Raw genomic sequence first — 26,313 nt, forward strand, 5'->3', positions numbered from 1 at the left:
ATCAGAAAGCCGGGTAGCAAGCTTGCACCCGGCCACTTTATTATGTTTCTCGTTTCTTGCGGAGCGATACCAGCGCCACCCCGAGCAGAATCACGACCATTGCTCCGGCGCTCATCAGAGTAAACGACTCGTTCGCGAGCCCCACACCGAGTATCAGGGCGACAACGGGGTTCACATATGCATAGCTTGTCGCCAGCGCAGGGCGGACTTTCCGCAACAGATAGCCATACGCACAATACGCGACAAGTGACCCGAATAGGATCAAATAGATCAATGCAGTCAACGAACGCCATGTCGGCCAGCTTGTCAGGCGCTCGCCAAGCGAAACGCCCACCACCAGTTGCTCAAGGCCACCAAGCAACATCTGCATCGCGCTTGCCATCAGCCCCGAGGCCAGTGTGATACGCGTAGAGAGCACTGAGCCAAGTGACCAACTAAGAGGAGCTAGCAGCAAGGCAATCGCTCCCTGTGGATTCACCCAGATCCCCTTCTGCAAGTTCAGCAGGACGACGCCACAGAAGCCGATCGCGAGCCCCACCCACTCCAGGCGTGTGGGCCAGCGCCCCAATACGCCCATCATCAGCGCCGTGTACAGAGGCACCGCTGCCAGCGCAATGGCCGATATGCCGGATGCCACCCATTGTTGCGCATAGGAGACCAGGCCGTTACTTCCAACAAGCAAGAAGAAACCAATAATAGCCGCTCCCCCCCATTGTTTCAGCGTCGGCGCAGGCGCTCCACGTACCCGCAAGATCAGATAGAGAATCGCGCCCGCAGCCACAAAGCGAATTCCAGCCATCAAGAAGGGAGGAAAGGTCTCGATGGCAATCCGCATTCCAAGATACGTGGAGCCCCAGATCACAAAGAGCGTCAGCAACGACAGCCCAATCAGGAGCCGCTCCTGTTTTGCTTGCACCGTGCTAGCTTCCTGAAGCCGGGAACTCACCTCAAGCGTACTATTCGCATTACCAGCCAGTGTCAGATTTCCAGGTTCTTTCTTCATCAGACTTTCTTCACCTACCTCATTGATCTACTTCCACTCTACCTGATCTATCAACTACCAGCAAACCCCCGCCAGTAGCGCCTTCTCTCCCATTCAGGGCTACAGAGACCGTCTCGACTATCAGCACCCCATATCCGGGCAGCGAGGGCAAGCAGAAGAAAGAACGACAGGACAAAAAGCATCTCCATAGATCACCTTCAATATAAAGACAAAGGGAAAAATGCTACGGGTAAATACCATACAGGAACGGTGTACCAGAACTAGAACACATATGCCTATAGAGTACCCGATTCTGAAGGTGGTTCCTACAGCCAATGTGAATAGAATGCGAGCCAATTGGCCTATACGTCTTTGTGATGGCGCTCCTGGTCAAGCAACTGTTGTTTTCGCTTGATCCCCCAACGATAGCCACCAGGCGCACCATTGTTGCGCACCACTCGATGACAGGGGATCACCAGCGCGACCGGATTTGAGGCACAGGCATTTGCCACAGCCCGCGCTTTCTTTGGATCACCAAGCGCCCGGGCAATCTCTCCGTACGAGCGTGTCTCTCCATAGGGGATCTTGAGCAGCTCTTTCCAGACCTTCCACTGAAAGGCAGTTGCCTGCACATCAACAGGCAGGTGAAGATCAGGCTGCTGGCCTTCCAGATGTCGAAGCAGTACCGTCACCCACTCGGTGAGCACAACGTTATCTTTCTGCATCTGGGCCGCCTCATAATCGGCACGCAGGCCTGCAAGCAGTTCTTCATCGTTCTCACCAATACGCACCTCGCAGATGCCACGCTCTGTCGCGGCCACAAGCAGACGCCCGAGGGGTGAAGAGACCAGGGTATAGGAAATGGTCATACCCTTTCCCCCATTGCTGTACACTACGGGCGACATTCCCATCTGAGCAGCGCTCCGCTCATAGAGGCGACTTGGTGAGCTGAACCCGGCCTCATAGAGCGCTGTCGTCACCTGCTCACCATCTTTCAACCGATCCTTCAGATAGCGCATCCGACTTGCCTCCACATATTGATAGGGAGTTATCCCCATCACTCGCTTGAACACCCGCTGCAAATGGAAGGGGCTCATATGGGCCTGCTCACTCAGGTCAGAAAGCGTCAACGGCTCTTCCAGATGCTCCTGAATATAGGCGCACAGCCGCTTTACCAGAGCAATATGCTCGCTCTCTGCGCTCTCACGCTTTGGTTGGCAGCGTCGACAGGGCCGAAATCCCTCCCGTTCCGCATCCTCTGGACCCGCAAAAAAGGCGACATGTTCCCGCCGGGGAAGGCGCGAGGGGCAGGAGGGCAGACAATAGATGCCAGTTGACTTAACCGCATAGACAAACACTCCGTTCATCCTTACATCATTTTCCTGTACTGCCTGCCAGTATCGCTCTTGCTGATCTGCTCTATATGCTTCCGCTTGCATACTGTGCACCTCCTTCAACGCCCGATCAGGCAACATCCCGAATGAATATGATACTATGATAGAACACCAGTCAAACAATATCTATCCGAATTTTGCGTTCACACTCGTACGCTTTTTCGCCGTATTGTGTCTGTTACAGAAGAAGTGATAGCTCATCTACCTGTAACAAAGCGCGTGCGCAACACGCCTTGCTACAGCACGGAAAAAGGATTCCCGCGTGACCGACTGATAGTGCGCGTTTTCACTCGACCACACGAGCGCTTCACACTGGATATGGTAAAACGCAGGCTGGGAAACAGCTATCCACTTCTTGCTTTCATAATCTCTATAGAAGGAGCTGCTATGATCGAGAATCTGAAGGCCGAAATCGATGAGCTCGTTCCCGATATGGTTGCGATGCGTCGTGACCTGCACGAGCATCCCGAACTCTCCTTTGAAGAGGTGCGAACATCCGGCATTATTGCCGGGCGCCTCAAAAAGCTTGGGCTGGAGGTTCAGACGGGCATCGCCAAAACCGGCGTTGTTGGCCTGTTGCAAGGGGGGCAGCGAAGCGATACCTCGCGCACCATCGCAATTCGTGCCGATATCGACGCGCTCCCCATCCACGAGCAAAATACCGTCGAGTATCGCTCACAGAATGATGGAGTGATGCATGCCTGTGGTCATGATGGCCATACCGCGATTGCGCTGGCTGTGGCCGATATTTTGACCAGGCACCGGGACGAACTGAAGGGAGATGTAAAATTTATCTTTCAGCCAGCCGAAGAGCGGATCGGGGGCGCGAAGCCAATGGTTGAGGCTGGAGTGATGCAGGGTGTCGATGGCGTGATCGGCCTGCACCTGTTCAGCAACTACCCGATTGGCCTTGTTGGCGTGCGAGCAGGAACCGTTTTCGCCAGCGCCGACCACATGGACATTATCATCAAAGGAAAAGGTGGACATGCCGCGATGCCGCATGGAGCCGTCGACCCTATCGTGATCTCATCCTATGTGATTCAGGCCCTGCAAACGCTGATTAGCCGCGAGACCTCTCCATTTAGCCCGGCAGTGATCACCATCGGCACAATCAACGGCGGCACCGCCTTTAATATCATCCCTGAAGAGGTCACGCTGACCGGCACGATGCGCGCCTACACCAAAGAGCATCGCGCCTACCTGCTCAAGCGCATTCCCGAGATCATCAATGGGGTGGCAAGCGCTATGGGCGGCTCCTGCGAGGTGCATTTCCACGAAGGCTGTCCGCCCTGCATCAATAACCCGGAAATGACCGAGTATGTGCATCGCGCAGCCATCGAAACGGTCGGAGAGGAACACGTTGACAGCAGCGAGAACATTCAAACGACTGGGAGCGATGATATGGGCTACTTCCTCGACGCGGTTCCCGGCTGCTACTTCGTGGTTGGCATGGGCAACGAGCAGAAGGAAACAACCTTCCCGCATCATCACCCACGCTTCAATCTTGATGAGGATGCTCTGCCCATCGCGGCGGAAGTCCTGATCCGTTCCGCGGTTTCTTTCCTCAATCGTTAAATAACTGCCGGGAAGAGCTCCTCTCTTCTCGGCTCTTCTCTGGAATTTTCCACTTTTCTATGGTACACTTCCCTGTGACTCACTCAGCAAGGGAGGTCTTCTTTATGCGAGCGGATCGACTACTTTCGATCCTCATGCTGCTCCAGAGTAAAGGCCGTATGACGGCGCAAGAGCTGGCTCAGCGTCTGGAAGTATCCGAGCGCACCATTTATCGGGACCTTGAAGCCCTCGACACTGCCGGTGTTCCCATCTATACCGAACGTGGCCCGGGTGGCGGCATCTCATTAATTGGTGGCTATCAGACGCGCCTGACTGGCCTGACCACACCAGAAATACGAGCCCTCTTCCTGGCAGCAAAAGCGGTTCCATTGGATACCCTCGGACTGGAACAGGCACGAGATTCTGCTATGCTCAAACTGGCGGCAGCTCTGCCCCATCCCTCACGCGCCGAGGCAGAACAGGCACACCGCTATTTCCATCTGGACACAGCGACAGCACAGCAGTCGACACAGGAGCGTCAGTATCTCGATCTGATACAGCAGGCTCTCTGGCAGGAACACAGGCTCAGCCTTCTCTATCGTGAGCCCGATGGAGCGCTTGTGCTTGGAACCATTGCTCCTTATGGGCTGGTACTGAAAGAGCAGAGCTGGCATCTTGTCGGCCAATTGGGCGAGACGATCACCGCGATCGCGCTCCATACTATCCTTCGGCTGGCACCCACAGATCAGTCATTCCAGCGCCCGGAACAGTTTGATCTGGCGGCCTTCTGGCATCATTACTGTTCCACAACTTCGGTTACCAAAGAAAAAAAACGTCGTAGCGATTACCCCTTTGAACCCGCTCTACAGCTTGCCTCATATAAAAAAAAGCGTGGGCCTCAAAAAAAAGAATTCCCGTTGTCGGTTGCCAAAGAAAAAAAAGAATTTTCGACTGCCCCCCACAAAAAAACGCAGCGTAGCCGCTCGTTACCGCTTCTTCGTATCTCATAAAGAACAGGAAAGAAGAGTCCTTTTCCCTGTATACTGATGAGACCGTCGTACCAGATAGACAAGCGAAAGGAGCACATCCCTATGTGTGGACGTTTTACGTTAACCAGAGATGCCAATGCGATTGCGCGAGCGTTTCAAGCCACAGTTCCCGCCTCCTTCCAGAACAGCGCGCGCTTTAATATTGCCCCGACTCAGAACATCGTGACAGTGATGCAAAATGGTGAGCGGCATTTGGACATGTTACGTTGGGGTCTGGTACCTTCCTGGGCAAAAGATCTCAGCATTGGCTCACGAATGATTAATGCACGTGCCGAAACTCTGGCAGAGAAGCCAAGCTTCAAACGCTTGCTCGGTCATAAGCGCTGCCTGATTGTCGCCGATGGTTTCTATGAGTGGAAAAAAGAGGCCAAAACCAAGACCCCCATGTACATCACGTTGAAAGATCAGGATATCTTCGCGTTTGCCGGGCTCTGGGATGCCTGGAAAAACCCCGATGGAGAGATCATTCGTACCTGCACCATTATCACCACCGATGCCAATGAGTTTATGAACCCGATTCACAACCGCATGCCCGCCATTCTGACACCAGAGGAGCGTGATATCTGGCTTGATCCCACCATTCACGAGGCCGGGCCATTGCTTTCACTGCTCAAACCCTACGCCTCGGATGAAATGGCGGCGCATCCCGTCTCGCGGCAAGTCAATAACCCGGCTTATGATAGCCCGGAGCTGATCGCAACCGTGCAATAGCGCCGGGCCCCCATGCTCCGAGTTGCCACAACCCAAAGGCTATGCGATATAATGTGCATATATTGACACATGCTCATACATCTCAATGCAGCTTGAGAATGTATTGAGCGCTATTTCATCTTGCTATGGTAAGAAGGAGCTTTTCCCTATGGCAATGTATCGCAAAGCCACCCTTGCAGATTATGTGCTTCCAGAGCCCTCTTCACAGCGGCTCGCACTCGTCCGTGATAGTGGACTTATTATCGGGGCCAGTCTGCTGCTCGCGCTATCCTCCAAAGCACAGATCCCCCTGCCGTTTACCCCGGTCCCCCTCACATTGCAAACGCTGGTCGTTATGCTAATCGGCGCTGCACTTGGCAGTAAGCGCGGTGCGCTGGCAATCCTGCTGTATCTGGCAGAAGGGGCTATCGGCCTGCCCGTCTTCGCACGTGGCGGTGGTCTGGTGTATCTCCTCGGGCCCACAGCAGGCTATATCATCTCCTGGCCAATCGCCGCGTTTGTCGTCGGTCTGCTCTGCGAAAAGCGACTTGAGCGCAGCTACCTGACCTCGGTGCTGGCAATGATTCCTGCCTCGCTCATCATTCACGCCTTCGGCGTCGCATGGCTGGCCCTGCTCAGCTTGAACGTAAGCCATAATCTCTGGCTCAGCCTGCAAAGCGCGGCAATGGCCGGTACTGTTCCCTTCATTCCCGGCGATATCCTGAAGATCTTCGTAGCTGCTGCTCTTATGCCCACTATATGGCATCTGGTTCGCGCCATTCGTGGCAACAGCCTCTAAGGCCATCTCAACGGGTAAAACGCCAAAAAAGCAAGAACAGGGCCGCTATATGTGCCCTGTTCTTTTTGTTCTTCTCCTCTGATGCGTTTACAAACGTGACTGCAAGCGCACCAGTTGCCGTCCACGGGTAGCCCCGGGAAGTCCAGCAAGTAACCGAATTGCCTCGATGGTCTCCTGCGCGTTCCGCACAAACTCGACCTTCGCAGGAAGCTGCGCCTTAAAGTCCTCAACGGTGACATCATCAAGGAAACGTACACCCTCGTTATCGAGCATCACTCGCGGCAGCAGCACCAGATCCCCGATCTCTTCCTGTGCATGCAGAGTATCCAGCACATCCTGACCGCACAGCAGGCCCGCAACCGTGACCTCAGCGCCAAAGAACTTATTGATTACCGGCAGGACCTTAACCTCAACCCCTTCAATCTGTCGTATATCCTCGGCCAGTTGCTCGATAATCGGAGCAGCCATCGTGCTTGTAACCAGTGTAATACGCTTCGGGCGCGGCTCTGGCATTGCATGAGGGAGACGACGCTTTGTGCGGCCCCACTGCTCAAGCAGGAAGCGGGTCATCCCGACACCGTTTTCGATCTGAGAATAAAGCCCATAGTGCTGAGCAGGCGGGAACTCGCGACCGGTCAGGTAGTACCATTCATCGGAAAGATAGACAAAGGGGGAGCCTTCGGGGTCGCTGGCGCTGAACTCGCGCTGATAGGCCTCTACCTGCTCCACAACAGCGATTGCTTCTTCACGTGTGTAGTGGCGCAAGGGAGGCAACTCGCCGGTCTTAATCATATTGTTAAACTTGGTCAGACCAACAGGCACAACCGAGATAGATTCCACAATCGGGCGCAGCTCTGCCAGCTCGCGGATACTGCGATCAAGCTCCGCGCCGTCATTGATTCCCGGACAGCATACAAGCTGTGTATGACAGGAAATCCCGATTGAGCCGAGTCGCTGAATATGCTCAAGAATCTCTCCAGCTCGCGGACCATCAACCATTTTCCGGCGGAGCTCTGGATTGGTGCAATGGACAGAGACATAGAGCGGGGTCAGTTTCTGCTCATCGAGGCGCTGCCAGTCAAGTTCTTTCAGGTTGGTCAGGGTAATAAAGTTGCCAAAAAGGAACGAGTAGCGGTAATCGTCATCTTTGATATACAGAGAAGAGCGCATTCCGTTTGGCAGGCCACGCTGCGGTGCATAGCGCTCCGGCAGCCCTTTAATAAAGCAGAACACACACTTGTTGGCACACTGACGAATGTAGGGCGTCGGCTCCTCGCCAAAAAGCACGCCTAAATTCTCGTCGGCAGCCTTCGTCAGACGAATCTCGTGCTGATCCTGCTGGCGCTCCAAACCTATCACAAGCTCTTCATCGGCAACATAGAAACGATAGTCGACCAGATCACGTATCAGGTGGCCGTTAATCGTCTTAATCAAATCTCCTGGCTGTATGCCGGCACGATCAGCCGGGCTTTCAGGTACAACCTCACGCACCCATCCATATAGTTTTGGCATCAGTTTTCCCTCGATGTAGCAACAAATCGTGGAGTTCAGAAACTCAAAGTCATCAATACACAAAAAAATCCGTCCGGCCCGATTATAAACGCTCAACTCCCAATCGTCAAATAGGCAGGAAGCGTTCTCACGCAGAATGGAACATCAACCGCAACGATACGGAGCTTTTCCCCCATAGCCCAAACGGCTTACTCCCGCTTGCGATAAAAGGTATACAGCCGGTCAGCGATTTGAATAATCGCCTCCCGAAGCTCCTGCGGTTCCAGCACCTCAACCACCGTCTCAAAGTCGGGAGGGACCGTCGTCCCCGCATTGGCATTATAGACAAAGCCAAGCACGAAGCCACAGGCTACTTCTAGCGACTCAAAGCGCAACTTGATCGTCAGCCAGCCCTCACAATCGGGCGGCTCTGCCTCTTCCAGTACCTGATAAATGGACTCCCCCATGACATAGGGTAAAATCGGGACGAACTGCGGCGCGATCCGCAAACAAACCTCATAGGGATGCAGCCGCGCCTGAAACTCCACGCACCACGCTTTCCAGTAGTGTTCAAGATCAAAGTCATGAGGTCGCTGAAAGTGTTCATCGGTCAGGGCCACATTTCGCACCCGAGAGATACGATAGACCCGGTTGTTGCCATTGGATAGCGCGACCAGATACCAGATTCCGGCTTTGCAGACGAGGCCAAGCGGCTCAACCAGGCGATCAACCAGATCGGTATTACGTTTGCGATACCGCAAGATCACGCGCCGATTTCCCCACACAGCCTCACGAAGCAACGGCATAAACGGCGAGGCCTCGGTGGAGTAGAACCAGCCAACCGGGTCAAAATACATCCGCTGACGGGTATACTCGACGCTCTGGCGTTGGGTCGTGGGCAGCGCTGCCAGCAGCTTTAACAGCGCGGCATCGCGAGCTTTTTCCATCCCCAGATCTGCCAGAGGCGTGATAAACAGCGTGCGTAGCTCATCTTCGGTCAGGCCGGTCAGATTGATTCGATATCCTTCAGGCAAAATGCAGCCTCCACCGGGTCCCCGCTCAGCATACACAGGAATACCAGACGAGCTCAGCGCCTCTATATCTCGATAGACCGTACGCTCAGATACCTCAAGTCGTTGCGCCAATTCACGGGCAGTCATACGTCCATGTATCTGTAAGATCATCAGGAGAGAGAGCAAGCGATCAGCTCGCATGGCTGTTCCTTTCTCCGGTAGACTACCACTCCCGTATCAGGCGCTCATAGTCTTCCAGATTGTCGCTGTAGAATTTGGTTGCCGATACTTCCATTTTAATTTCAGTCGGGTCCGTGAACCGGAACACACCGTTGATGAGTTCCTCAACCCAAGCCTCACGCCCGGCCTCTTTCGCCATTTGCAGCAACTCATAATCTCTGATCCCCCGCTGCAACCATTTATAGCGCAACGAGAGCATTGGCCACCCCTGTGCCCCCGGATACACCAGATGTGTATCACCGGCAGGCCAGTTGCCACCACGCGTATAGACATCTTCCAGCGGACGATCTGTCCAGCAGGTGAAGCTCCAGCGCAAGAAGCCATCCAGCTTCAGCCGCTCAACCAGCCACGGCGTCACCCGCGCTTCAAAGGCAGGCGAGTGAATAAACGTATTGGGATGCGGCTGTGAACAACAAACATAATAGAGGATCTTGCCGGGAAGCTGGGCGCGTGCCTCCATCAACTGGTGATATTCCAGCGCCGCATAATTCAGAGCCGGTACAGCGTCATACATATCCGGGATCTGTTGTTGCAAGAACTCGACATGGTTGATTGCAACCTTCATCCGAAAAGAGGGAGCAAGCTGCTTCAGACTCTTCCAGCGCTTCATAAACTCCGCCACATCCGCCGGTTCATCGGCCAGAATACGAGCGCGTTCTGTCCAGCCCTGTTCCACAAAATGCGCCTCAATCGCTCGAATATAGGCCGCGAGTGCCTCATACTCTCGAATAAAGCGATAGATGCCGCTTGCCTCATCATAGTAGCGCACCCTGATACCGTCAGGGTAGCCCTCGACAATGGCCCCATAACCATCTTCGGGCATCTGCCAGATGTTCAGCAAGCCAAAGACCTCAAGTTCCTGAGCCATGCCATAGCGTTCGGCAAGAGCCACATAGCGGTCAAGCGCCGAGAAATCATACTGGAAAGAGCCATCCCGTTTGCGCGTCACCCCGATCATGCTGTACTCGTAAAAATCAGCGGGTTCCCAGTCATGGAAGCTACCCTGCCCCGACCAGGGAATTTCCGAGACTATCAGCGTCGCGACCTTCTGCCCGAGCTGACTCAGAACCGCAAGGTAGCGCTCAAGAAGCGTGAAGTGTTCATCCGACCAGAGATCAACCTGATACTGACGGGCAATATTCGAGCTGTGTTGCCAGAGATCCAGATAGAAGCGATAGTCCCGGGCCTCGGGTAAGACAACATCCTTCACAATCAGGGTAAACCGGGCCTCATCCTCAAGCCGCTCATCCTCAAACATCGTATGCGTATAGAGCTTCACTGTGCCCGTATAGGTGCCCGACATGGCCTCTACAGGGACATGGCACTCGATCCAGACCTGCTGAAGCCGCTGCTTTGTCACATAGATTGTCTTCTGTTCAAGCAGCACATCCGAGGTTGGCGTATGCAGGTTGTCGCCCACACGGCCTACCAGTTTCACTTCAACCGGAAAAGGGGCATCAAGCGTCACCTCAAGCCGTCCGATAGGCAGTGCTCCTCCCTTCCAGAACACCGTTTCTTTACTGAGAGTGAGCAGGAACGCGTCTTCATCCCAGACAATCGCCTGAAGGGCGCTACTATCCCGTCGTCCGCTATAGATCACGCGTTCCTTGCTGTTGGTATCGGTTTTCCCCCGGTACCTATCGTTCGGATGCCAGGCATTTTTGTAAAATAGTGATTGTAAGCCGAGGCGCATACGTGTTCTCCCCCTTTTCTTACTCCTTGATTTTATGGACAGGGTGTCATTCTGTCACCAGATCTGTCACTAAAATAGCCCTCGCTCATTTTTCCAGATGTCATTAATACTAACACAAAATCCTGACAGCAGATGTCAGGAATATAGTGTATAGTAAATAAGCGGGGTATATCAATAGCACTTCAAACCCTCCCATATGGAACACTCGTTCAATTGTAGTAAAGAACACCGCTAGTAGAATCGGGAGTGTAGAAGAGCTCTGATAGAAGAGCTTGCAGGGAGTTTTCAGAGCATGGTGAAGTAGAGGAAACACGACACACTTCTTTCACACACATCATAACAGCGATTGCTGTTCCTCCTGAAGGCAATGGGGAAGCCACTTTCCGTATTTCGACCCGTCCCACGGAAAGAAGAAAGTACAGGATTCTTGCCAGTTCCTGGAACAATTCGTCTATTTGTAGGCCGTTTTTGACATGGCGGAGGTATATGCTTGGCTAAACGCGAATTCACCGTCACGAACGAATATCACTACAACACATCCAGTCCAACACGCTGGATTATTTCACACCTTTTTCGCTATAAATTTCTAATCATCACATTCATTGTCCTTGCCCTGGCGACAAATACCCTCTACTCACAGTTGCGGGTCTTTACAGGCAGTGCCTTTGACGCAGTGCTACAGCACAATGAAGGTCAACTTGTCTTCATAGCCGTTGCGATGCTTGCATCCATTCTTCTTTGCGCATGCGTCGATCTTGGTGCGCGCAGCGTCGTCCAGTTGCTTGGCAGCCGCTTCGCCCGAGACGCACGCGAGGAGCTCTATATCAGCCTGCTCGGGAAAAGCCAGACCTTTCACAACCGACAGCGCGTCGGCGACATTATGGCCCGCGCTGCAAACGACATGAATCAGCTACAGGATATGGTCGTGCCGGGCTTTGATGTGATCTTCGACTCTTTTTCCAGCATGGCTGTGGTTATCATCTATATTGGTCTGTTGAATCCTCAGCTACTACTGGTTCCTGTGCTATACGTAATTGGCTTCCTGATCGCGCTGTACTTCTACTCACGCACACTGAACCCGGTCTCGCGGAAGCTCCGCGAGCAGTTCGGCGTCACCAATGCGGTATTAAACGAAGCTATATCGGGCATTGAGGTTGTCAAATCGACCTCACAGGAAGAACAGGAAAAGCAGAAGTTCGCCGAGAATGCCACCAAATACCGTGATTACTTTGTGCGCAGCGGTCAGATTCAGGGACGCTACCTGCCAACCCTGCTGTTTGGCATCGCACTGGCGCTGTGTTTCCTGCATGGTCTCTTCCTGCTATTGAACCACCAGATTACCCTGGGTACGCTCGTCTCCTTCATGGCGCTGGCCGGGAACCTGCGCTTTGTTACCGATATGTCCACCTGGAGCTTCAACCTGGTTCAGCTCGGTGTGGCAGGCTCAAAGCGAATCATTGACCTGATGAAAGAAGAAACCGAGCTTGATGAAAACGATGGCGGCTATCAGGGCGAGATGCAGGGCGATATCGTCTTTGAAAACGTTTCCTTTGGCTATGGCACAACCCCTATTCTGAAGAACGTTTCCTTCCACGCCAAACCGGGGCAGACCATCGCCATTGTCGGCCAAACGGGTTCGGGCAAGAGTACCCTGACCAAGCTCGTAAACCGCATTTATGACGCTCAACAAGGCCGTGTCCTGATTGACGGCAAGGATGTACGCCAGTGGAACCTTGACTCGTTGCGCTCACAGATCTCAACCATCGAGCAGGATATCTTCCTGTTCTCTCGCTCCATTGCTGAAAACATCGCCTATGGTTTCGGCAGTAAAGCAGATCAGGCTGCGATCGAGAATGCGGCCAAAGATGCTCAGGCCCACGAATTCATTATGAGTTTCAAAGAAGGCTATAACACGGTGGTTGGCGAACGCGGTGTCATGCTCTCCGGAGGTCAGCGTCAGCGGATAGCGATCGCGCGTGCACTATTGACTGATCCGCGCATTCTGATTCTGGACGACTCGACCAGCGCCATCGACAGCGCCACCGAAGATCAGATTCAAAAAGCAATCAAGCGGGTACTTCAGGGACGCACAACCTTGCTGATTACCCATCGACTCTCACAGATCCGTTGGGCAGATAAAGTGCTGGTCATGCGAAACGGCGCGTTGATCGATCAGGGAACCCATGATGAATTAATGGAGCGCTGCGACACATATCGCCGTATCTTCTCACACTATGATTCAGCTCCGGCAACAGAGCAAGTCGAAAAAGCAACCGCAGTTGGTGGAGAGTAGGAAAGGAGCGAAGGTTCTATGGGCTTTATTATGGACGGCCTCGACGCCGAAGCGTATGACCGTACATATTCAGACAGTACACTTATCAAGCGCATTATTGGCTATTTTAAACCGAAACTCGGGCTGGTAATCTTTGTCGCGGTTCTGGTGGTCCTGCGTTCGCTCCTGGATACCGCCTTTCCGATCCTGGTTTCGCAGGGATTGGATGCCCTTACTGCATTGAAAGATGCCTGGAATCTTGCCCTCGGGATTGTCGGTCTGATCCTGCTATCAAGCGTGCTTTCCTGGGTCTTTAACATGCTGCGTCAGTGGCTGACCGCAAAAGCGATCGGGGATGTCGTGCTGAAACTGCGCACAGATGCCTTTAACGCAGTGATGGATCGGGATATGTCGTTCTTTGACGAGTTTGCCTCGGGTAAGATCGTCAGCCGCGTGACATCCGATACGGATAGCTTTGCGACCGTGGTCACACTCTCAGTGAACCTGCTGAGCCAGGTCTTGTTGTTCATCCTGATCGTCTGCATCCTGTTCACCCGTAACTGGCAACTGGCGCTGATCTCAATGGCAATCATCCCGGTGATTCTGGCAGTGGCGCTCGGGTTCCGTTATATCGCCCGTAAGGCCACCCAGCGAACTCAACGCTCGCTTGCCCGCGTGAACTCGACCGTGCAGGAAGTGATCAGCGGCATTACCGTCGCCAAAAACTTCCGGCAGGAACAGAACATGTATGGAGAGTTCAAAAAGATCAATGGCCAGTCCTATCATGTCAACGTTCGGGCCGGGTTCCTCTACAATGGCGTGTTTCCGGTACTGGTTGCGATCGCCAACCTCGGAACGGTGCTGGTCGTCTACTTTGGCGGCAAAGGCGTCCTGAATAACTCGATCTCAGCCGGAGACTGGTTCCTCTTCACACAGGGCATTCAAGCGCTCTGGGCACCAGTTACCAGTATTGCTTCGTTCTGGAGCCAGTTCCAGCTCGGGCTCTCGGCCAGCGAGCGTATCTTTGCCTTGCTGGATGCTGAACCACGCGTACATCAGACAGATGATGTCCCGGTTCATAACCTGCGTGGAGAGATTGAGTTCAAGCATCTGCACTTCAGCTACGACGATCGACAGACAGTACTTCCTGACTTCTCGCTTAAGATCAAAGCGGGAGAAACAGTGGCCTTTGTCGGGCATACCGGGGCAGGAAAGTCCAGTATTGCCCGCCTTGTCGCCCGCTTCTATGAGTATCAGGGGGGAGAACTCCTGATTGATGGACAGGATATTCGTACATTTAACCTGCGCGATTATCGACGGCGGCTGGGCATTGTGCCACAGGTTCCTTTCCTCTTCTCGGGAACCGTCGCAGACAATATCCGCTACGCTCGCCCGGGCGCGACCGAGAAAGAGGTTATCGAGGTTGCCAATAAGATTGGCCAGGGTGACTGGCTGGAAGCGTTGCCAAACGGGCTGAACACAATGGTTGGTGAGGCCGGAAAGGCACTCTCAATGGGCCAGCGCCAGCTTGTCGCATTGGCGCGCGTTCTCCTACAAGACCCCGCCATTATCATTCTGGATGAGGCAACAGCAAGTGTCGACCCGCTGACCGAAGCCCAGATTCAGGAAGGGCTGGACGTGATCTTGCAGAACCGGACCGCGATTCTGATCGCACACCGCCTCTCAACGATCAAGCACGCCGACCGCATTATTGTGCTGAACGGTGGCCGAATCGTGGAGGAGGGCAACCATGAGGCCTTGATGCATCGTGGCGGCCACTATGCGGAACTCTATAACACCTACTTCCGACACCAATCACCCGACTACAAGCCGGGAGAGGGCTTTGTTCCCGTCCTCCAAACCGAGACCACAAACAATCAATAAAAAGCCGAAACGAGCCTGAGAGCGAAACACTCTCAGGCTCATACTCACGTCATTCCTTCTTACATCTACATCTGCTCTCTTTATCTTCCTGAGTTGCGCAATTTGTTACACAATATACAGAATTTTAACGAGACTTTTCCGCTTCTTATTCGTTACCTTAGTAGGACGGGCACAAAGGTTTCCAGGAAGAGAAAGCCTGTATGCCTGCTTCGCTATGATAAAAAGGGGTCGTGAAATGTCGCAGTCGGCGCAAACGACAAAGCGACATGCAGTGTAAGCTGTGCTTTTAAGACAGGGTAAAGTTTATGATGCTCTTTCCCTGGTTCTTCTTTTCGGGGTGCAAAGTGGAAGCGGTTCTTCTTGTTTTCTTCTCAGACCGCTCAGTGAGCCGCTTTCCCTTTTCAGCATGCCAGCAAAAGACCGACCGCAAAACCAACCGGGGCAGGAGTATTTTAGCTCAGCAGTATTCTGTACAGTAGGAGGAAGAGGGGTTTCAACCTGATAAACCGTGAGGGAGCAAAACCAGATATGGAACGACCGTTACGGATCCCCCTATGCTTCGGATCTACCAGAGCAGGCCAGCCGTTCCCTCTGCCGATCCTCTAAGAAAGGAAAAAAAGATATGGTGCGACAGTGCGCATGGTGTTTGCGCTTGATAGATAGCGAGGGCGAGCGCGTGTCTCATCTCCCACTACCCAAGCTCTATAAGGCCAGTCATGGCATCTGTGGAGTTTGCGGTGCACTCTGGTTAGAGCAAATCATGGAGCCAGACAAAGCGGAAGCCTACCAACGTACAACGGCTCACCGCGTTCCAACATATAAACAGTCACAGACCGACTATGCAGATGCCTTCCAGCCGTGGCCCAGCGCCACCCAGACCACACCATCCGAAACCGCCGCGCATCTGGCACTGGAATTGCAGCAAAGGGAGCAGGATACAGGCGAAATTCCGATGTTTACCTGTAAACCGCCACTACATACCTGATGCGAGGAACAGGGGAGAAGAACCGATACACTCGTATTTCTGGTTCTTCTCCTTTTTCATTATTGATAGACAAAGAAGACGCCATCACCAGCCGTAAAATCATAGCTGGATACGATGCCAAAGCCGCCACCGTTCGCCGCCCAGTTCATATTGCTGGTATGAGCGACATTGCCAGAAACGCCCTCAACATAGGCCACATGCCCGACCGAGCCAGCTCCCTGCACGCCCGGCATCAGAACAATGATCGAGCCAACAACGGGTGTCGTCGAGACATGCCAGCCCGCGGCCCTTGCGCCCTCTACCCATTCGTAGGCATCTCCATACCAGGGAATCCAGACATTATTCACCCTGTGATAGTATTGTGCCGCCCACCATGTACAGTTTCCGGGGTAGAAATGGTTCCCCGAGGAATCTTCAACCGGTGGGATAGTTCCGCCCGGGTTTCCGCCTCCTCCGGTACTGGTTTCAGGACCCGTAGGGATCACTGTTGGCTCTGAATACATCTGTACCACAGCGGTAACGGTCGCTTCTTGCTCGGGCAGGACCTTAAAGGTTTCACTATGTTTAGTTAAATAGTAGCTCGGCGGCTTGTTGCTCGACACCCGAGGTGTGTTCTTCGCCTCGGAGCCGGTTGATTGTACCGCTACCAGCGTGCCGCCAAGAATCAGCACCAGAAAAGCAACAACGGCAAGATGAACGATATAGCGCCTTCGTTTGGGCGGGGGGAACATCCCGTTCGCCTTTTTCCCACCTCCTTTAATTACGACCGGTTTGCGCCCTTCAGTATCCACAAGTGTGCCGGTTGCCGGGGGAGTGATACGCAGTCCTTCCGTTGAAGGAAGTGACCATTCCAGGTCCAGATTTCCGGTCCGCACTTCCGCGTTCTGTTTCTTCTCGGCATACATTGTCTGATCCCTCTTCGTCTCAACTGACATCCTGTTCAGAAGTGGACATGCACCAGGGAGCACATCCATATATCATCACTGTATCCAAATTCATGGGATTGAACAAGAAAGAGCCATCAAGACAGGAGAAAGGGGCTAGAAGAAAGGGGATCTCTTTACCAGAGAGAGGAGGATAGATTTTTTCTCTGGCTTCTTGTTGCCTGTTTTTTTATTCTATCGTGTTGGCTCTCGAAAGTTGACAGCTTTCCGGGGACAACTGGACGATTGCTTTTCAAACCAATATAAACTGTTTTTCATCTTTATTACACAAGAAAATATTTTATAATCCATTTTTCCTATTTTCAAAGAAAAGTATGTAAATCCGTGAATGAGTAATGGTATCTTATCTACACAATTCCCCGAAGGAGAACAAAAAATGCTTGACCTGATTGAAGATCAACCACCCGTTGAGTATCACGCGACCGTTCATGATCTCCCTGTCGATGACCGCCCACGCGAACGCTTACAGCAAGGCGGAGCCGAGGCGCTCTCAACCGTTGACCTCCTCGCGATTATTCTGCGCACAGGTACCAAACAAGACAACGTGATTGAGCTTTCGCAGAAGCTCCTTGCGAAATATGGGGGCCTGAGCGGCCTGGTCACGGCAACCTTTCAGGAGCTTTGCAATGAATATGGTATGGGAGCTGCAAAATCAGCGCAATTGAAGGCTGCGCTGGAGCTCGGGAAACGCCTGAGTACCCTGCAACCAACGCAGCGCTATCGGATTCGCTCAGCGGCTGATGTCGCCACCCTGCTCCGTATGGAAATGATGTATCTGGACCATGAAGAGATTCACATTCTGGTTCTTGATGCAAAGCAGCAAGTCATCGAGCACGTGAAGCGCTATAAAGGGACGGTGAACGGCGCGATGCTGCGCGTTTCGGAGATCTTTCGTCATGCCATCATTCGGAATTGCCCGAATATCATTGTGTGCCATAATCACCCGAGTGGTGATCCCACACCTTCAGAAGAGGATTATGAGGTAACGGAACAACTGATTCAGGCCGGACACCTGCTGGATATCACGCTGCTGGATCATATCATTATCGGCAACCCGGACTATGCCAGCATCCGCGAGGAAGCCTATCCAGGCCGTTTTCAGTGGTAAAAAAGGGGACCACGTTCAGATAAGAACGCGATCCCCTCGCTAGCAGCTTGTATCAGGCGTGAGCGCCCGCCTTTTCTTTCTCTTTATCTTTCTTGCGCTTGCGCCGTGCGTTGCTGTCTTCTTTGCCATTCTTGCTGACCGGCTCATCTTCAAGCGCGGCCTCAAGTACGTCACGAATATCTGTAGCGAAGACGAAGTGCATCTGATCGCGCAGCTCTTTCGGCAGATCCTCCATCAGATCGGCCTCATTCTTCTGCGGCAGAATCACAGTGCGGATACCGGAGCGGAACGCCGCCAGCACCTTTTCTTTCACGCCGCCAATCGGCATCACCCGCCCTCGCAGCGTCATCTCACCCGTCATAGCGACATCCGAGCGCACCCGACGCCCGCTGGCAAGCGAGACCAGAACCGTGACCATCGTCACACCGGCGGAAGGACCATCCTTCGGAATGGCACCCGCGGGCACATGAATATGAATGTTCTGATTCTCGAAGACGTGGCGGGGTAAACCAAGTTCCACCGCGTTTGAGCGAACATAGCTCAGGGCCGCAGCCGCCGACTCTTTCATCACATCACCAAGCTGACCGGTCAGAATCAGGCGCTCCTCTCTGCCGGGCATGGTTGCAGCCTCAACAAAGATGATCTCGCCGCCGACCGGCGTCCAGACCAGCCCTGTAGCGATACCGGGCCGGTCAAGGCGCTCCGCAGCCTCTTCAAAGAAGCGGCGACGTCCCAGATACTCAGGCACATCATCTGCCGTCACATGAATTGGACTGGGCTGGCCTTCCGAGATCTGTTTTGCTACTTTGCGGCACAGTGTCCCGATCTCGCGTTCGAGATTACGCACACCAGCCTCGCGGGTATACTCGCGCACAACCCTGCGGATGACGTCGTCATCAACGGTCATTTCACCCTGCTTCAAACCGTTCGCCTCTAACTGCTTGGGTAGCAGATAGCTACGAGCGATGTGGACCTTCTGCTCCTCAGTATAGCCCGACAGCTCCAGGATTTCCATGCGGTCGCGCAACGGGGCAGGAATCGGCTCAAGGGCATTTGCCGTCGCGATAAACATAACCTTCGAGAGGTCAAAAGGCAGATCCAGGTAGTTATCACGGAAGCTGTAGTTCTGCTCGGGATCAAGCACCTCAAGCAACGCGGAGGATGGATCGCCCCGCCAGTCCGCGCCAACCTTGTCGACCTCATCCAGCATAATCACGGGGTCATTGGTTTCGACCCGACGCAAGGTCTGAATAATCCGGCCAGGCATTGCACCGATATAGGTGCGACGATGACCGCGAATCTCAGCCTCATCGCGAATGCCGCCAAGCGAGATACGAGCGAACTTCCGACCGAGGGCCCGCGCGATTGACTGACCGAGCGAGGTTTTACCAACACCCGGAGGGCCAACAAAGCACAGGATCGGTTCACGGTTGATGACCCGTTTCTCTTCCTGTGACTGCAAGGGCTGCGTGGTCCCCTTTTGCTCTTCCTCTTCGCCCTCTTGCAGCTCACGCTCGCGGGCGGCCTCAGCGCTCTGGCGCTCTTCCTTCAGATGACGCACCGCGAGATACTCAAGAATACGCTCCTTGATCTTCTCCAGATCGTAATGATCCTCATCGAGCACCTGGCGGGCATGGGCCACATCAATCTTCTCACCTGAACCCTTGCTCCACGGCAGGCTGACCAGCAGTTCAAGGTAGGTCCGAATAATACTGTACTCTGGAGATGCCGTGGGCAACTTTTCCAGCCGTGACAGTTCGCGGTTGGCTTCCTTCAAAGCCTCCTCGGGCATATGGGCTTCGTCAATCTTACGCCGAAGCTCATTGACAGTGGCCTGCTCCTCGCTCTCCTCGCCCAGTTCACGCTGGATCGCCTTGAGCTGTTCACGCAGCAGGTATTCGCGCTGCATCTTACCCATTTCTTCCTGGGCACTGGTCTGAATCTTCTTGCCCAGTTCCAGGATTTCCAGCTCATGTGTCAGGAAGCTGCTCAACTGCGCCAGCTTCTCATGAACGGAATCGATTTCCAGCAGCTTCTGGCGTAGTTCAAGATCCATCTGTACAAAGGTCGCAATGACATAGACGACCTGACGCGGCTCTTCCAGATTGAGCGTTGCGGCTGCAACCCCTTCTGGCACATTCTGCACCAGAGCAACCAGACGCTGGAAGTAGCTAATGACATTCCGTTTCAGCGCCTCGGTCTCGGTATCCTCTTCCTGTACGTCCGGTCGCGGCGTGATCCGGGCCATCAGGTAGGGCTTTTCCTGGGTGAACTCGTTGATCTCAACACGTTCCAACCCCTGAACAGCAATTTGCAGAGTGCCATCGGGCATCCGGAACATGCGTCCAACACGAGAGACCGTACCGATTCTAAAGATATCGTCAGGTCCCGCTTGCTCGATATCAGCGGACTTTTGCGCAACAAGCACCACCAGGCGATCACTGCGCATCACATCATCGATCAGACGGATTGAGCGTTCCTGTCCCACCCCCAGGGGCTGGACAGAGAAGGGATAGACGACCACATCTTTGAGCGGCAAGACAGGCAGCACCTCAGGGAAGACCATCTGTTCCTCATCAGCTTCCGTGGGCTCAGACTCACGCCGACGCTTTGAAGAACGCTCTTCAACCGAGCGAGCTTTGCGCGTCGTCCGTTCTTTCTTCGGCTCCTCTTGAGCATCCTTCGTCTCTTTTGTGCTCGCTCGCGCAGTCTTTCTCACTCGCTTCTTGGGCTCCTTCTTCTCATCAGCAGAAGAAGAGGCTTCAACCTGTTCACTGCCACCCTGCGGCTCATCTGCATTGATCTCATGTTCTTGATTCTGAATCGGGATAGTTTCAGATTGTAGTTCTTTTTGTTCCAAGTCTCGCTCTTGATCGCTCTTTTGCATCCTCAAAACTCCAAAACCGTTATCGCAGGGTACACGTTATTCATCTGGCATATCGGACGGTAGCGGCTTCTGTTCAATCTGTTGTTTTGGAATATCAACCCATAGAAAGCCGCACTCATAGCGGGCCGTTACAGCGTCACGATCTACAGGATAGGGTATAAAGACTTCAAGGCGGAAAGGGCCATAGCGAATCTGCGCTTCATGATAACAGAGGCTCTCCTGATATTCAGACGCGTTTCGTCTGACCCCGCTGACCACAAGTGCATCTTGATACAGAGTAACCTCAATCTCATCCTCTTGCACGCCGGCCAGTTCGACTTTTACCAGCATGCGCTGAGGTGATTCGAGAATATCGGCCAGAGGTCGCCAGGTAGTAGAGCCCTGGACCAAAGACGACTGACCCTGTCTGAGGGCATCATGCAAGAGGCGGCGGTAATGCTGCTCCAGCCGATGTTGTGACCCCTCAATGTAACGATACGTCACCTGTTTATAACGCATCCGCATCGTTTCCCTCTATCGTTTGTATGTTTGCAATATGCTCAGTTCGATAGGTTGTTATTTGTTTTCTTTGCCAAACCTCAGAGACCCCGGAGAGCCGTCACAACTCTGGCCATTTCTGCCTGTATCATTCCTTCCCCTTGTTCCCTGTGATACGCATAACGAGACAAAGAGGCGGCCTTACCAGAAGCGCATCAGAAGGCCCACCCGAAAGGGAAACAGCAACCATGCAAGGACGCTGTGGAGAAAGCATATGCCACACTTTTCCTGAGTCAAGACCGGCTTTCCGGTAGAGCCGCCTCGTCCCGAAGCAAAGCATACATGCCTGTCCCAATGGCAGAGCCATTGCAGGTAAAACGTTTCATTGCTTCAGGATGCTCTTTTGAATCTAAAGAAGGCAAAAGCCAAAGCCCTACTGTCTTGTAGCGCCTTGCCTTTTGCCAGATCTATTCTCTACAAGACGATCAGACCCCCTCACTCAATGGGGAGATCCTTTTCGCCCGCATCAATCGCTTTCTGACAATCCGGGCAGATGTACACGAACTCGGATATAGTTCCATCTGACAGTACATCGCTTTCAATCACCCGAGCTTCCCGTACAAGTGTTGCCTGTCCACATCTCGCACAGGTAACAAATGTTTCTGGAACAGCTGTCCGTCGGGTTCCAAGAATGTCTTCCTGCATGCCGACACCTTCTTTCTGTTATTACAAAGCGATGACGTCTCCTCCCGTATCAGGCTATCGTACAGGTGACATCACCTCTCCATGACGCTCTCACACTCTTTGTTTCGTTTCCCATTGCGCTGTACAGATGAACAAACGCAACAGGAACAGCGCCTTTTCAGCGACATGGCATACTCCACCACATCTTAACATAGCCTGACTTATTGATTATGGCACGGGACCCGTGAAATTGCAAGTGCGTTTGACGTGGCCTCTTTGATATGCTACTATGTTTCTATATTCCTCAGAGGTATTCACTTTCTTCCATTCCGCTTGATTGAGCGAAGCGAGAGAAAAAAGCATCGCTAACAAGCAAATGCAAGAGTTTGCGCGGTGGGACGGTTAGTGCGTGATTGTCGAGAACCGGTATGGTTTTTCGACGCCATTGAAGAGGGTTGAGCGTCATGATCTCGCAAAAGGTCAAACGGTGGTTTCAAAAACTGTTTGCCTGGTGGCCGTGGAGGCGTACCACAGCGACCACAACCGCCCAGGCATACGGCAATGCAGGCCTGGCACAGGAACCGGTACGGTACGCTGCGGAGGAAGGCCATGCACCACAAACAGGCATGTTGTCAATCGCTGTCGATCAGAGTAGAGAGGAGGTCTTCCCGGATTTCGCCCAAACGCAACGCAAGAAGGACCCAGAAGAGCAGCCCCCCGAGTCTTCATCCCTGCCCCCGACTCAAGAGCCATCACCCTCACCCTACGCTCTATCTTATTCTATACAACCTGTACAGTACCCTTCTTCTTCAGAAACCGGCGAGGCCTCTGGCTTTCAGCGGCAACTGGAGTTCCTCCGTTATCTTATGCAGCGGGGCATCATCAATGAAGGCTTTGAAGAGGGCAAAGAACCCCGGCAATATCGCAAACGCTCATCTGTTCAATAAGGCTGACGGCCCGAAAACACAGCTATTCTAGCGAAAAGAGCGCTCCCATCAGGAGAAGGAGCGCTCCTTAATGAGGTATACAAATGGTCCGATGATATTGGCTAGCTCTGACCTTCTTCTTCTGGCGCGTTCGGCTGCTCATCCTGTGGCACAGCTTCAACAGACGTTTGCTGTTGCGCAGACTCCTCAATCCCTTCGCGCACCTGCTGGACTTCATTTTTCAGTTCAGCCTGCTCCTGCTGCAACAGGCCACTCTGTTCACGCTGGATCTGCTCCCCGCCCTCTTCGACGCGCTCCTTCCGCCACTTCTGGATCATTACGAAGGCACCTACACCGGCTGCAACCAGCCCGACGCTAAAACCAACCGTTGCCCAGAATTTGCCAGTGCGCACATCGCGGGCCAACTTCTGGCTGTAGCGATTCAGCTCGTTGTTGATCTCCTCGCTTTTGCGACGCAGATCACGGGCGGCTTGCTCGCTGCGCTTGTTCAATTCCAGGGCCACCTTTTCGCTATAGCGGGCAAAATCGAGCGCGGCCTTCTTGCGACGTTTCGCCAGCTCCTTTAGAAAGGCCTCGCTTGGATTCGAGAGATCCCGCCGGGCTTCCTTACCGCGTTCGGCCATATCATGCACCAGGCGGTTACCCTGCTCCGCGACTAACTGGGCCAGCCAGTTTCCACGCTCGGCCAGCTCACCAGCCAGTTCCTCGCCTCGTGTACGCAAATTCTGGATATATGGTCGCCCTGTCTCTAGCAACGTATCACTGAGAGAAGGCCTGGTTTCCGCTTCAGTCCTGAGTCCCATAAAACACCTCACAACAATGCTGAGAATAAGTAGTGGATTGTTCCGGCATCCCTTGCCGGGCACAAAATATAGTATGTCAGCTCATATCACAGAATGTCAAGAAACTGTGGTTCTTCTCTTGAAACGGGGAAAACAATCAAAGGGGAACAGCGTATTTCAGGCCTATCCGCAGTCGGGATACGCAGAAAAATCGCACGGAGAGCGCAAAAAACCGGGCATCGCGGCTACATATTACTGACGATCTTCGGTCGCGAACTCACTTAATTGCAGAACAAGCCGGCAGAAGTGCAACATCGCGGACGCGGATTCCAGATAGGCTTCATCACCGATGGACTGTTGTAGCCCGGAAGCACGGCGCCGCAGAGCACGCAACACAACCATGACATCTTCTTTCAACGAAGGATCAAGCGTGCCACGCTGCATCAGCAGAATCACCTGATTGACAATAGCGTCAACCTCACGGCGCATTGCGGAGAGATCATCAGTCCATTCCTCATCACCTGCGATACTTCCTTCTCCCCAACCCAACGCGTCAGCTAACTGGTCCCTGCGTCTCGCCTCGCTCCGTAAAGACCTGCGCCCCGGTCGGAGGTGAGCCCTGGGCTCTTCCTGCTCTACTCCCAGTTCTTCCAGTAGTACAGCTAGTTCTTCTTCCCAGCCAGCCATAAAGCACCTCCTTGTGAAACATACTCTCAAACACAGTGGCGAACATTGTTCTCGCCAGTCAGTTCTCAGTTCTTTTCTGAAATATATCAGTATTGTTTCGCATTGCCGTCCTAAGCGAAGTGTAACACAGTGTATCATCCTTGTAAATGGCCCGAATGGTCATAGTGTGTGTGGTCTTCTTCAGGATCTTTGAGCAGACTTTTGAAGCGACATGACATCAAAAGCCAGTTTCACCGACAAAAGAAAAGATGGGACATTGTTTCTGGCAAAACAACATCCCACCTTTTCTCTCCTCGTGTTTGTTATGGTAAAAGGAGCATCGGTATATTCGGTACCAGCGGCAACAAGGCAGCTATCACCATGCCAAGCACCAGTAAGAGAAGAAACTGTCGTTCTAACTTGAGTGTCGTGCGTAAAACAAGTTGAAAGCCAGTGGTGACGTCTGTGCGCAGCACGCCACTGATCGCAACAAAGAGCGAAGGCAACGACCAGAGCGCAAGCAAGATCCAGTGAGGCGCGCGGGGCGGCACGCCGAGCACAATCACGACGGTATAGGCCGCCAACACCAACACCAGATACACATAGCGGCTGAGCTTGATGCCGAGACCGGTCGCCACCGTATATTTTCTGGCCTGTTGATCCCCCTCGATGTCACGCATGTTGTTCATAAGAATGATTGCAGCGGCTAGCAAGCCAGCAGGCAGGCTATAAATGATAGCGCTGAGCGGCGCTTTTCCGCCCTGAATCAGGTATGCTCCAAGCGTAATCAAAGGCCCATAGATCAGGAAAGCGACAAGCTCTCCCAGAAAGAGCGCTGATAATGATTTTGTCGTAGCACTATAGAAGTACGCGCCGAGCACACCGAGGAGCCCGAGCCCATAGACCAGCGGACCACCAGCGAAGGCGACGACGGCCCCGATAACCGCTCCCAGGCCAAGCAACACCAGACCGACAATCAGCACCCGCACCGGCTTGATCAAGCCCTGTTGAATCAACCCACCCGGCCCGAGCGTGTTACTGGTGTCCACCCCATGCACATAATCATAGTAATCATTGATCAGATTGGCGCCAAGCTGAAGCAGCAGCACTCCGATAAGCGCTCCCAGAAAGTGGAGGAGGCGGAAATGACCAAACATGGCATCTTTTGAAATAGTCTGCGTCCATGCAAGGGCACTACCAACCAGTAGCGGCAAGAGCGCCAGCGACAGATATGCAGGCCGTAAGCCATCCCACCAGACCCGTACCCACTCCCCTATTGAGCGCTTATACTCACCAGTCGTAGCGATCAGCGGAACGGGCGCTTCCACTTCATTCGTCGGCTCGACCGAGTGAACAACAACCTCTGGCTTTAAGGTGTCAATTGCTTGCAGCGAGCTCATCGCGATCGTCGGCACCTCCTCGGCGCGCACCGCTTCCGCTGTCACGACCTGGGTTGATGCCTGCTGCTTCTCTTCTCTTTCAGTATCGTGTGTTTCAGTTTGCCTGGCCTTTTCTACAACTTCAGGTTCCTTCGCTTTTTCTTTTTCCTTTGCCATAAAAGCTCCCCTCTCAGCATGGATTGGGCTATACTCAGATCTTCATTTCCCCCCCCTCACTTCCACCAGTTTGTTTTCAGCCACCACCCGGAGATTGATATCCCGTTGCATCACGTTTCGGTACTGCTCTTAGTATACAAAACAGAGAAACTAAAACATTAATACATACATATTTTCTACTATAGTACAACCGGCATGAGAGAAAACAAAATGCCG

21 protein-coding genes are annotated in these 26,313 nt (G+C 53.3%); 9 read left to right on the top strand and 12 right to left on the bottom strand.

Going from position 1 to position 26,313, the window contains the following annotated elements:
* Positions 1-40: 40 nt before the first annotated feature.
* Together yedA and ada are read right to left on the bottom strand one after the other, a co-directional pair.
* Positions 41-1,003: a drug/metabolite exporter YedA gene (yedA, locus tag KTH_RS21305; RefSeq protein WP_497620991.1), complete on the bottom strand. Its 963-nt coding sequence runs from the start codon at positions 1,001-1,003 to the stop codon at positions 41-43.
* Between the two features lie 341 nt (positions 1,004-1,344).
* On the bottom strand, positions 1,345-2,421 hold the full coding sequence (ada, locus tag KTH_RS21310; RefSeq protein ID WP_497620993.1) for a bifunctional DNA-binding transcriptional regulator/O6-methylguanine-DNA methyltransferase Ada: 1,077 nt from the start codon (positions 2,419-2,421) through the stop codon (positions 1,345-1,347).
* A gap of 342 nt (positions 2,422-2,763) precedes the next feature.
* Between ada and KTH_RS21315 the strand changes: the two genes are divergently transcribed.
* From KTH_RS21315 to KTH_RS21330, 4 genes are all read left to right on the top strand, one after another.
* Positions 2,764-3,951 (top strand): M20 metallopeptidase family protein, encoded by a 1,188-nt coding sequence (locus KTH_RS21315; protein ID WP_111324095.1) that lies wholly within the window; start codon positions 2,764-2,766, stop codon positions 3,949-3,951.
* Between the two features lie 104 nt (positions 3,952-4,055).
* Positions 4,056-4,940 (top strand): helix-turn-helix transcriptional regulator, encoded by an 885-nt coding sequence (locus tag KTH_RS21320; RefSeq protein ID WP_497620995.1) that lies wholly within the window; start codon positions 4,056-4,058, stop codon positions 4,938-4,940.
* 81 nt (positions 4,941-5,021) lie between these two features.
* The gene (locus KTH_RS21325) at positions 5,022-5,690 is read left to right on the top strand and encodes an SOS response-associated peptidase (RefSeq protein WP_497620997.1); all 669 of its coding nucleotides are present in this window, start codon (positions 5,022-5,024) and stop codon (positions 5,688-5,690) included.
* A 148-nt stretch (positions 5,691-5,838) separates the two neighbouring features.
* On the top strand, positions 5,839-6,468 hold the full coding sequence (locus KTH_RS21330; RefSeq protein WP_211326244.1) for a biotin transporter BioY: 630 nt from the start codon (positions 5,839-5,841) through the stop codon (positions 6,466-6,468).
* An 87-nt stretch (positions 6,469-6,555) separates the two neighbouring features.
* On the opposite strand, the gene KTH_RS21335 is transcribed toward KTH_RS21330, so the two are convergent.
* From KTH_RS21335 to KTH_RS21345, 3 genes are all read right to left on the bottom strand, one after another.
* Positions 6,556-7,980, bottom strand: coding sequence for a DUF512 domain-containing protein (locus KTH_RS21335; protein WP_111324092.1), 1,425 nt, complete (start codon positions 7,978-7,980; stop codon positions 6,556-6,558).
* Positions 7,981-8,168: 188 nt separating this feature from the next.
* Positions 8,169-9,173 carry a helix-turn-helix transcriptional regulator gene (locus KTH_RS21340; RefSeq protein ID WP_111324091.1) on the bottom strand — a complete coding sequence of 335 codons (1,005 nt, stop codon included), beginning with the start codon at positions 9,171-9,173 and terminating at the stop codon, positions 8,169-8,171.
* A gap of 22 nt (positions 9,174-9,195) precedes the next feature.
* On the bottom strand, positions 9,196-10,905 hold the full coding sequence (locus KTH_RS21345) for a DUF4091 domain-containing protein (protein WP_111324090.1): 1,710 nt from the start codon (positions 10,903-10,905) through the stop codon (positions 9,196-9,198).
* 490 nt (positions 10,906-11,395) lie between these two features.
* On the opposite strand from KTH_RS21345, the gene KTH_RS21350 reads away from it, so the two are divergent.
* From KTH_RS21350 to KTH_RS21360, 3 genes are all read left to right on the top strand, one after another.
* Complete coding sequence (locus KTH_RS21350; RefSeq protein ID WP_111324089.1) at positions 11,396-13,198, top strand: ABC transporter ATP-binding protein; 1,803 nt, start codon at positions 11,396-11,398, stop codon at positions 13,196-13,198.
* A gap of 18 nt (positions 13,199-13,216) precedes the next feature.
* Complete coding sequence (locus KTH_RS21355; protein WP_497621000.1) at positions 13,217-15,061, top strand: ABC transporter ATP-binding protein; 1,845 nt, start codon at positions 13,217-13,219, stop codon at positions 15,059-15,061.
* Between the two features lie 622 nt (positions 15,062-15,683).
* Positions 15,684-16,046, top strand: coding sequence for a hypothetical protein (locus KTH_RS21360; RefSeq protein WP_497621002.1), 363 nt, complete (start codon positions 15,684-15,686; stop codon positions 16,044-16,046).
* Between the two features lie 59 nt (positions 16,047-16,105).
* Here KTH_RS21360 and KTH_RS21365 read toward each other — a convergent pair whose 3' ends face one another.
* Positions 16,106-16,951: a CHAP domain-containing protein gene (locus tag KTH_RS21365; RefSeq protein ID WP_497621004.1), complete on the bottom strand. Its 846-nt coding sequence runs from the start codon at positions 16,949-16,951 to the stop codon at positions 16,106-16,108.
* 415 nt (positions 16,952-17,366) lie between these two features.
* On the opposite strand from KTH_RS21365, the gene radC reads away from it, so the two are divergent.
* Positions 17,367-18,098, top strand: a complete 732-nt coding sequence (radC, locus tag KTH_RS21370) for a RadC family protein (RefSeq protein WP_497621006.1) — start codon at positions 17,367-17,369, stop codon at positions 18,096-18,098.
* A gap of 52 nt (positions 18,099-18,150) precedes the next feature.
* On the opposite strand, the gene lon is transcribed toward radC, so the two are convergent.
* The 3 genes from lon to KTH_RS21385 all read right to left on the bottom strand — a co-directional run bounded on the left by lon (position 18,151) and on the right by KTH_RS21385 (position 22,167).
* Entirely contained in the window at positions 18,151-20,664 is a 2,514-nt protein-coding gene (lon, locus tag KTH_RS21375; RefSeq protein WP_497623268.1) for an endopeptidase La, read from the bottom strand.
* Between the two features lie 357 nt (positions 20,665-21,021).
* Positions 21,022-21,483 carry an Hsp20/alpha crystallin family protein gene (locus tag KTH_RS21380; protein ID WP_497621008.1) on the bottom strand — a complete coding sequence of 154 codons (462 nt, stop codon included), beginning with the start codon at positions 21,481-21,483 and terminating at the stop codon, positions 21,022-21,024.
* A gap of 474 nt (positions 21,484-21,957) precedes the next feature.
* The gene (locus tag KTH_RS21385) at positions 21,958-22,167 is read right to left on the bottom strand and encodes a hypothetical protein (RefSeq protein ID WP_497621010.1); all 210 of its coding nucleotides are present in this window, start codon (positions 22,165-22,167) and stop codon (positions 21,958-21,960) included.
* A 443-nt stretch (positions 22,168-22,610) separates the two neighbouring features.
* Between KTH_RS21385 and KTH_RS21390 the strand changes: the two genes are divergently transcribed.
* The gene (locus tag KTH_RS21390; protein ID WP_497621012.1) at positions 22,611-23,093 is read left to right on the top strand and encodes a hypothetical protein; all 483 of its coding nucleotides are present in this window, start codon (positions 22,611-22,613) and stop codon (positions 23,091-23,093) included.
* 101 nt (positions 23,094-23,194) lie between these two features.
* On the opposite strand, the gene KTH_RS21395 is transcribed toward KTH_RS21390, so the two are convergent.
* From KTH_RS21395 to menA, 3 genes are all read right to left on the bottom strand, one after another.
* Entirely contained in the window at positions 23,195-23,896 is a 702-nt protein-coding gene (locus KTH_RS21395; RefSeq protein ID WP_497621014.1) for a hypothetical protein, read from the bottom strand.
* Positions 23,897-24,127: 231 nt separating this feature from the next.
* Entirely contained in the window at positions 24,128-24,562 is a 435-nt protein-coding gene (locus tag KTH_RS21400; RefSeq protein WP_497621016.1) for a hypothetical protein, read from the bottom strand.
* A gap of 302 nt (positions 24,563-24,864) precedes the next feature.
* Positions 24,865-26,097 carry a 1,4-dihydroxy-2-naphthoate octaprenyltransferase gene (gene menA / locus KTH_RS21405; RefSeq protein WP_497621018.1) on the bottom strand — a complete coding sequence of 411 codons (1,233 nt, stop codon included), beginning with the start codon at positions 26,095-26,097 and terminating at the stop codon, positions 24,865-24,867.
* Between the last annotated feature and the right edge of the window lie 216 nt (positions 26,098-26,313).

This window comes from Thermosporothrix sp. COM3 (assembly GCF_059696735.1).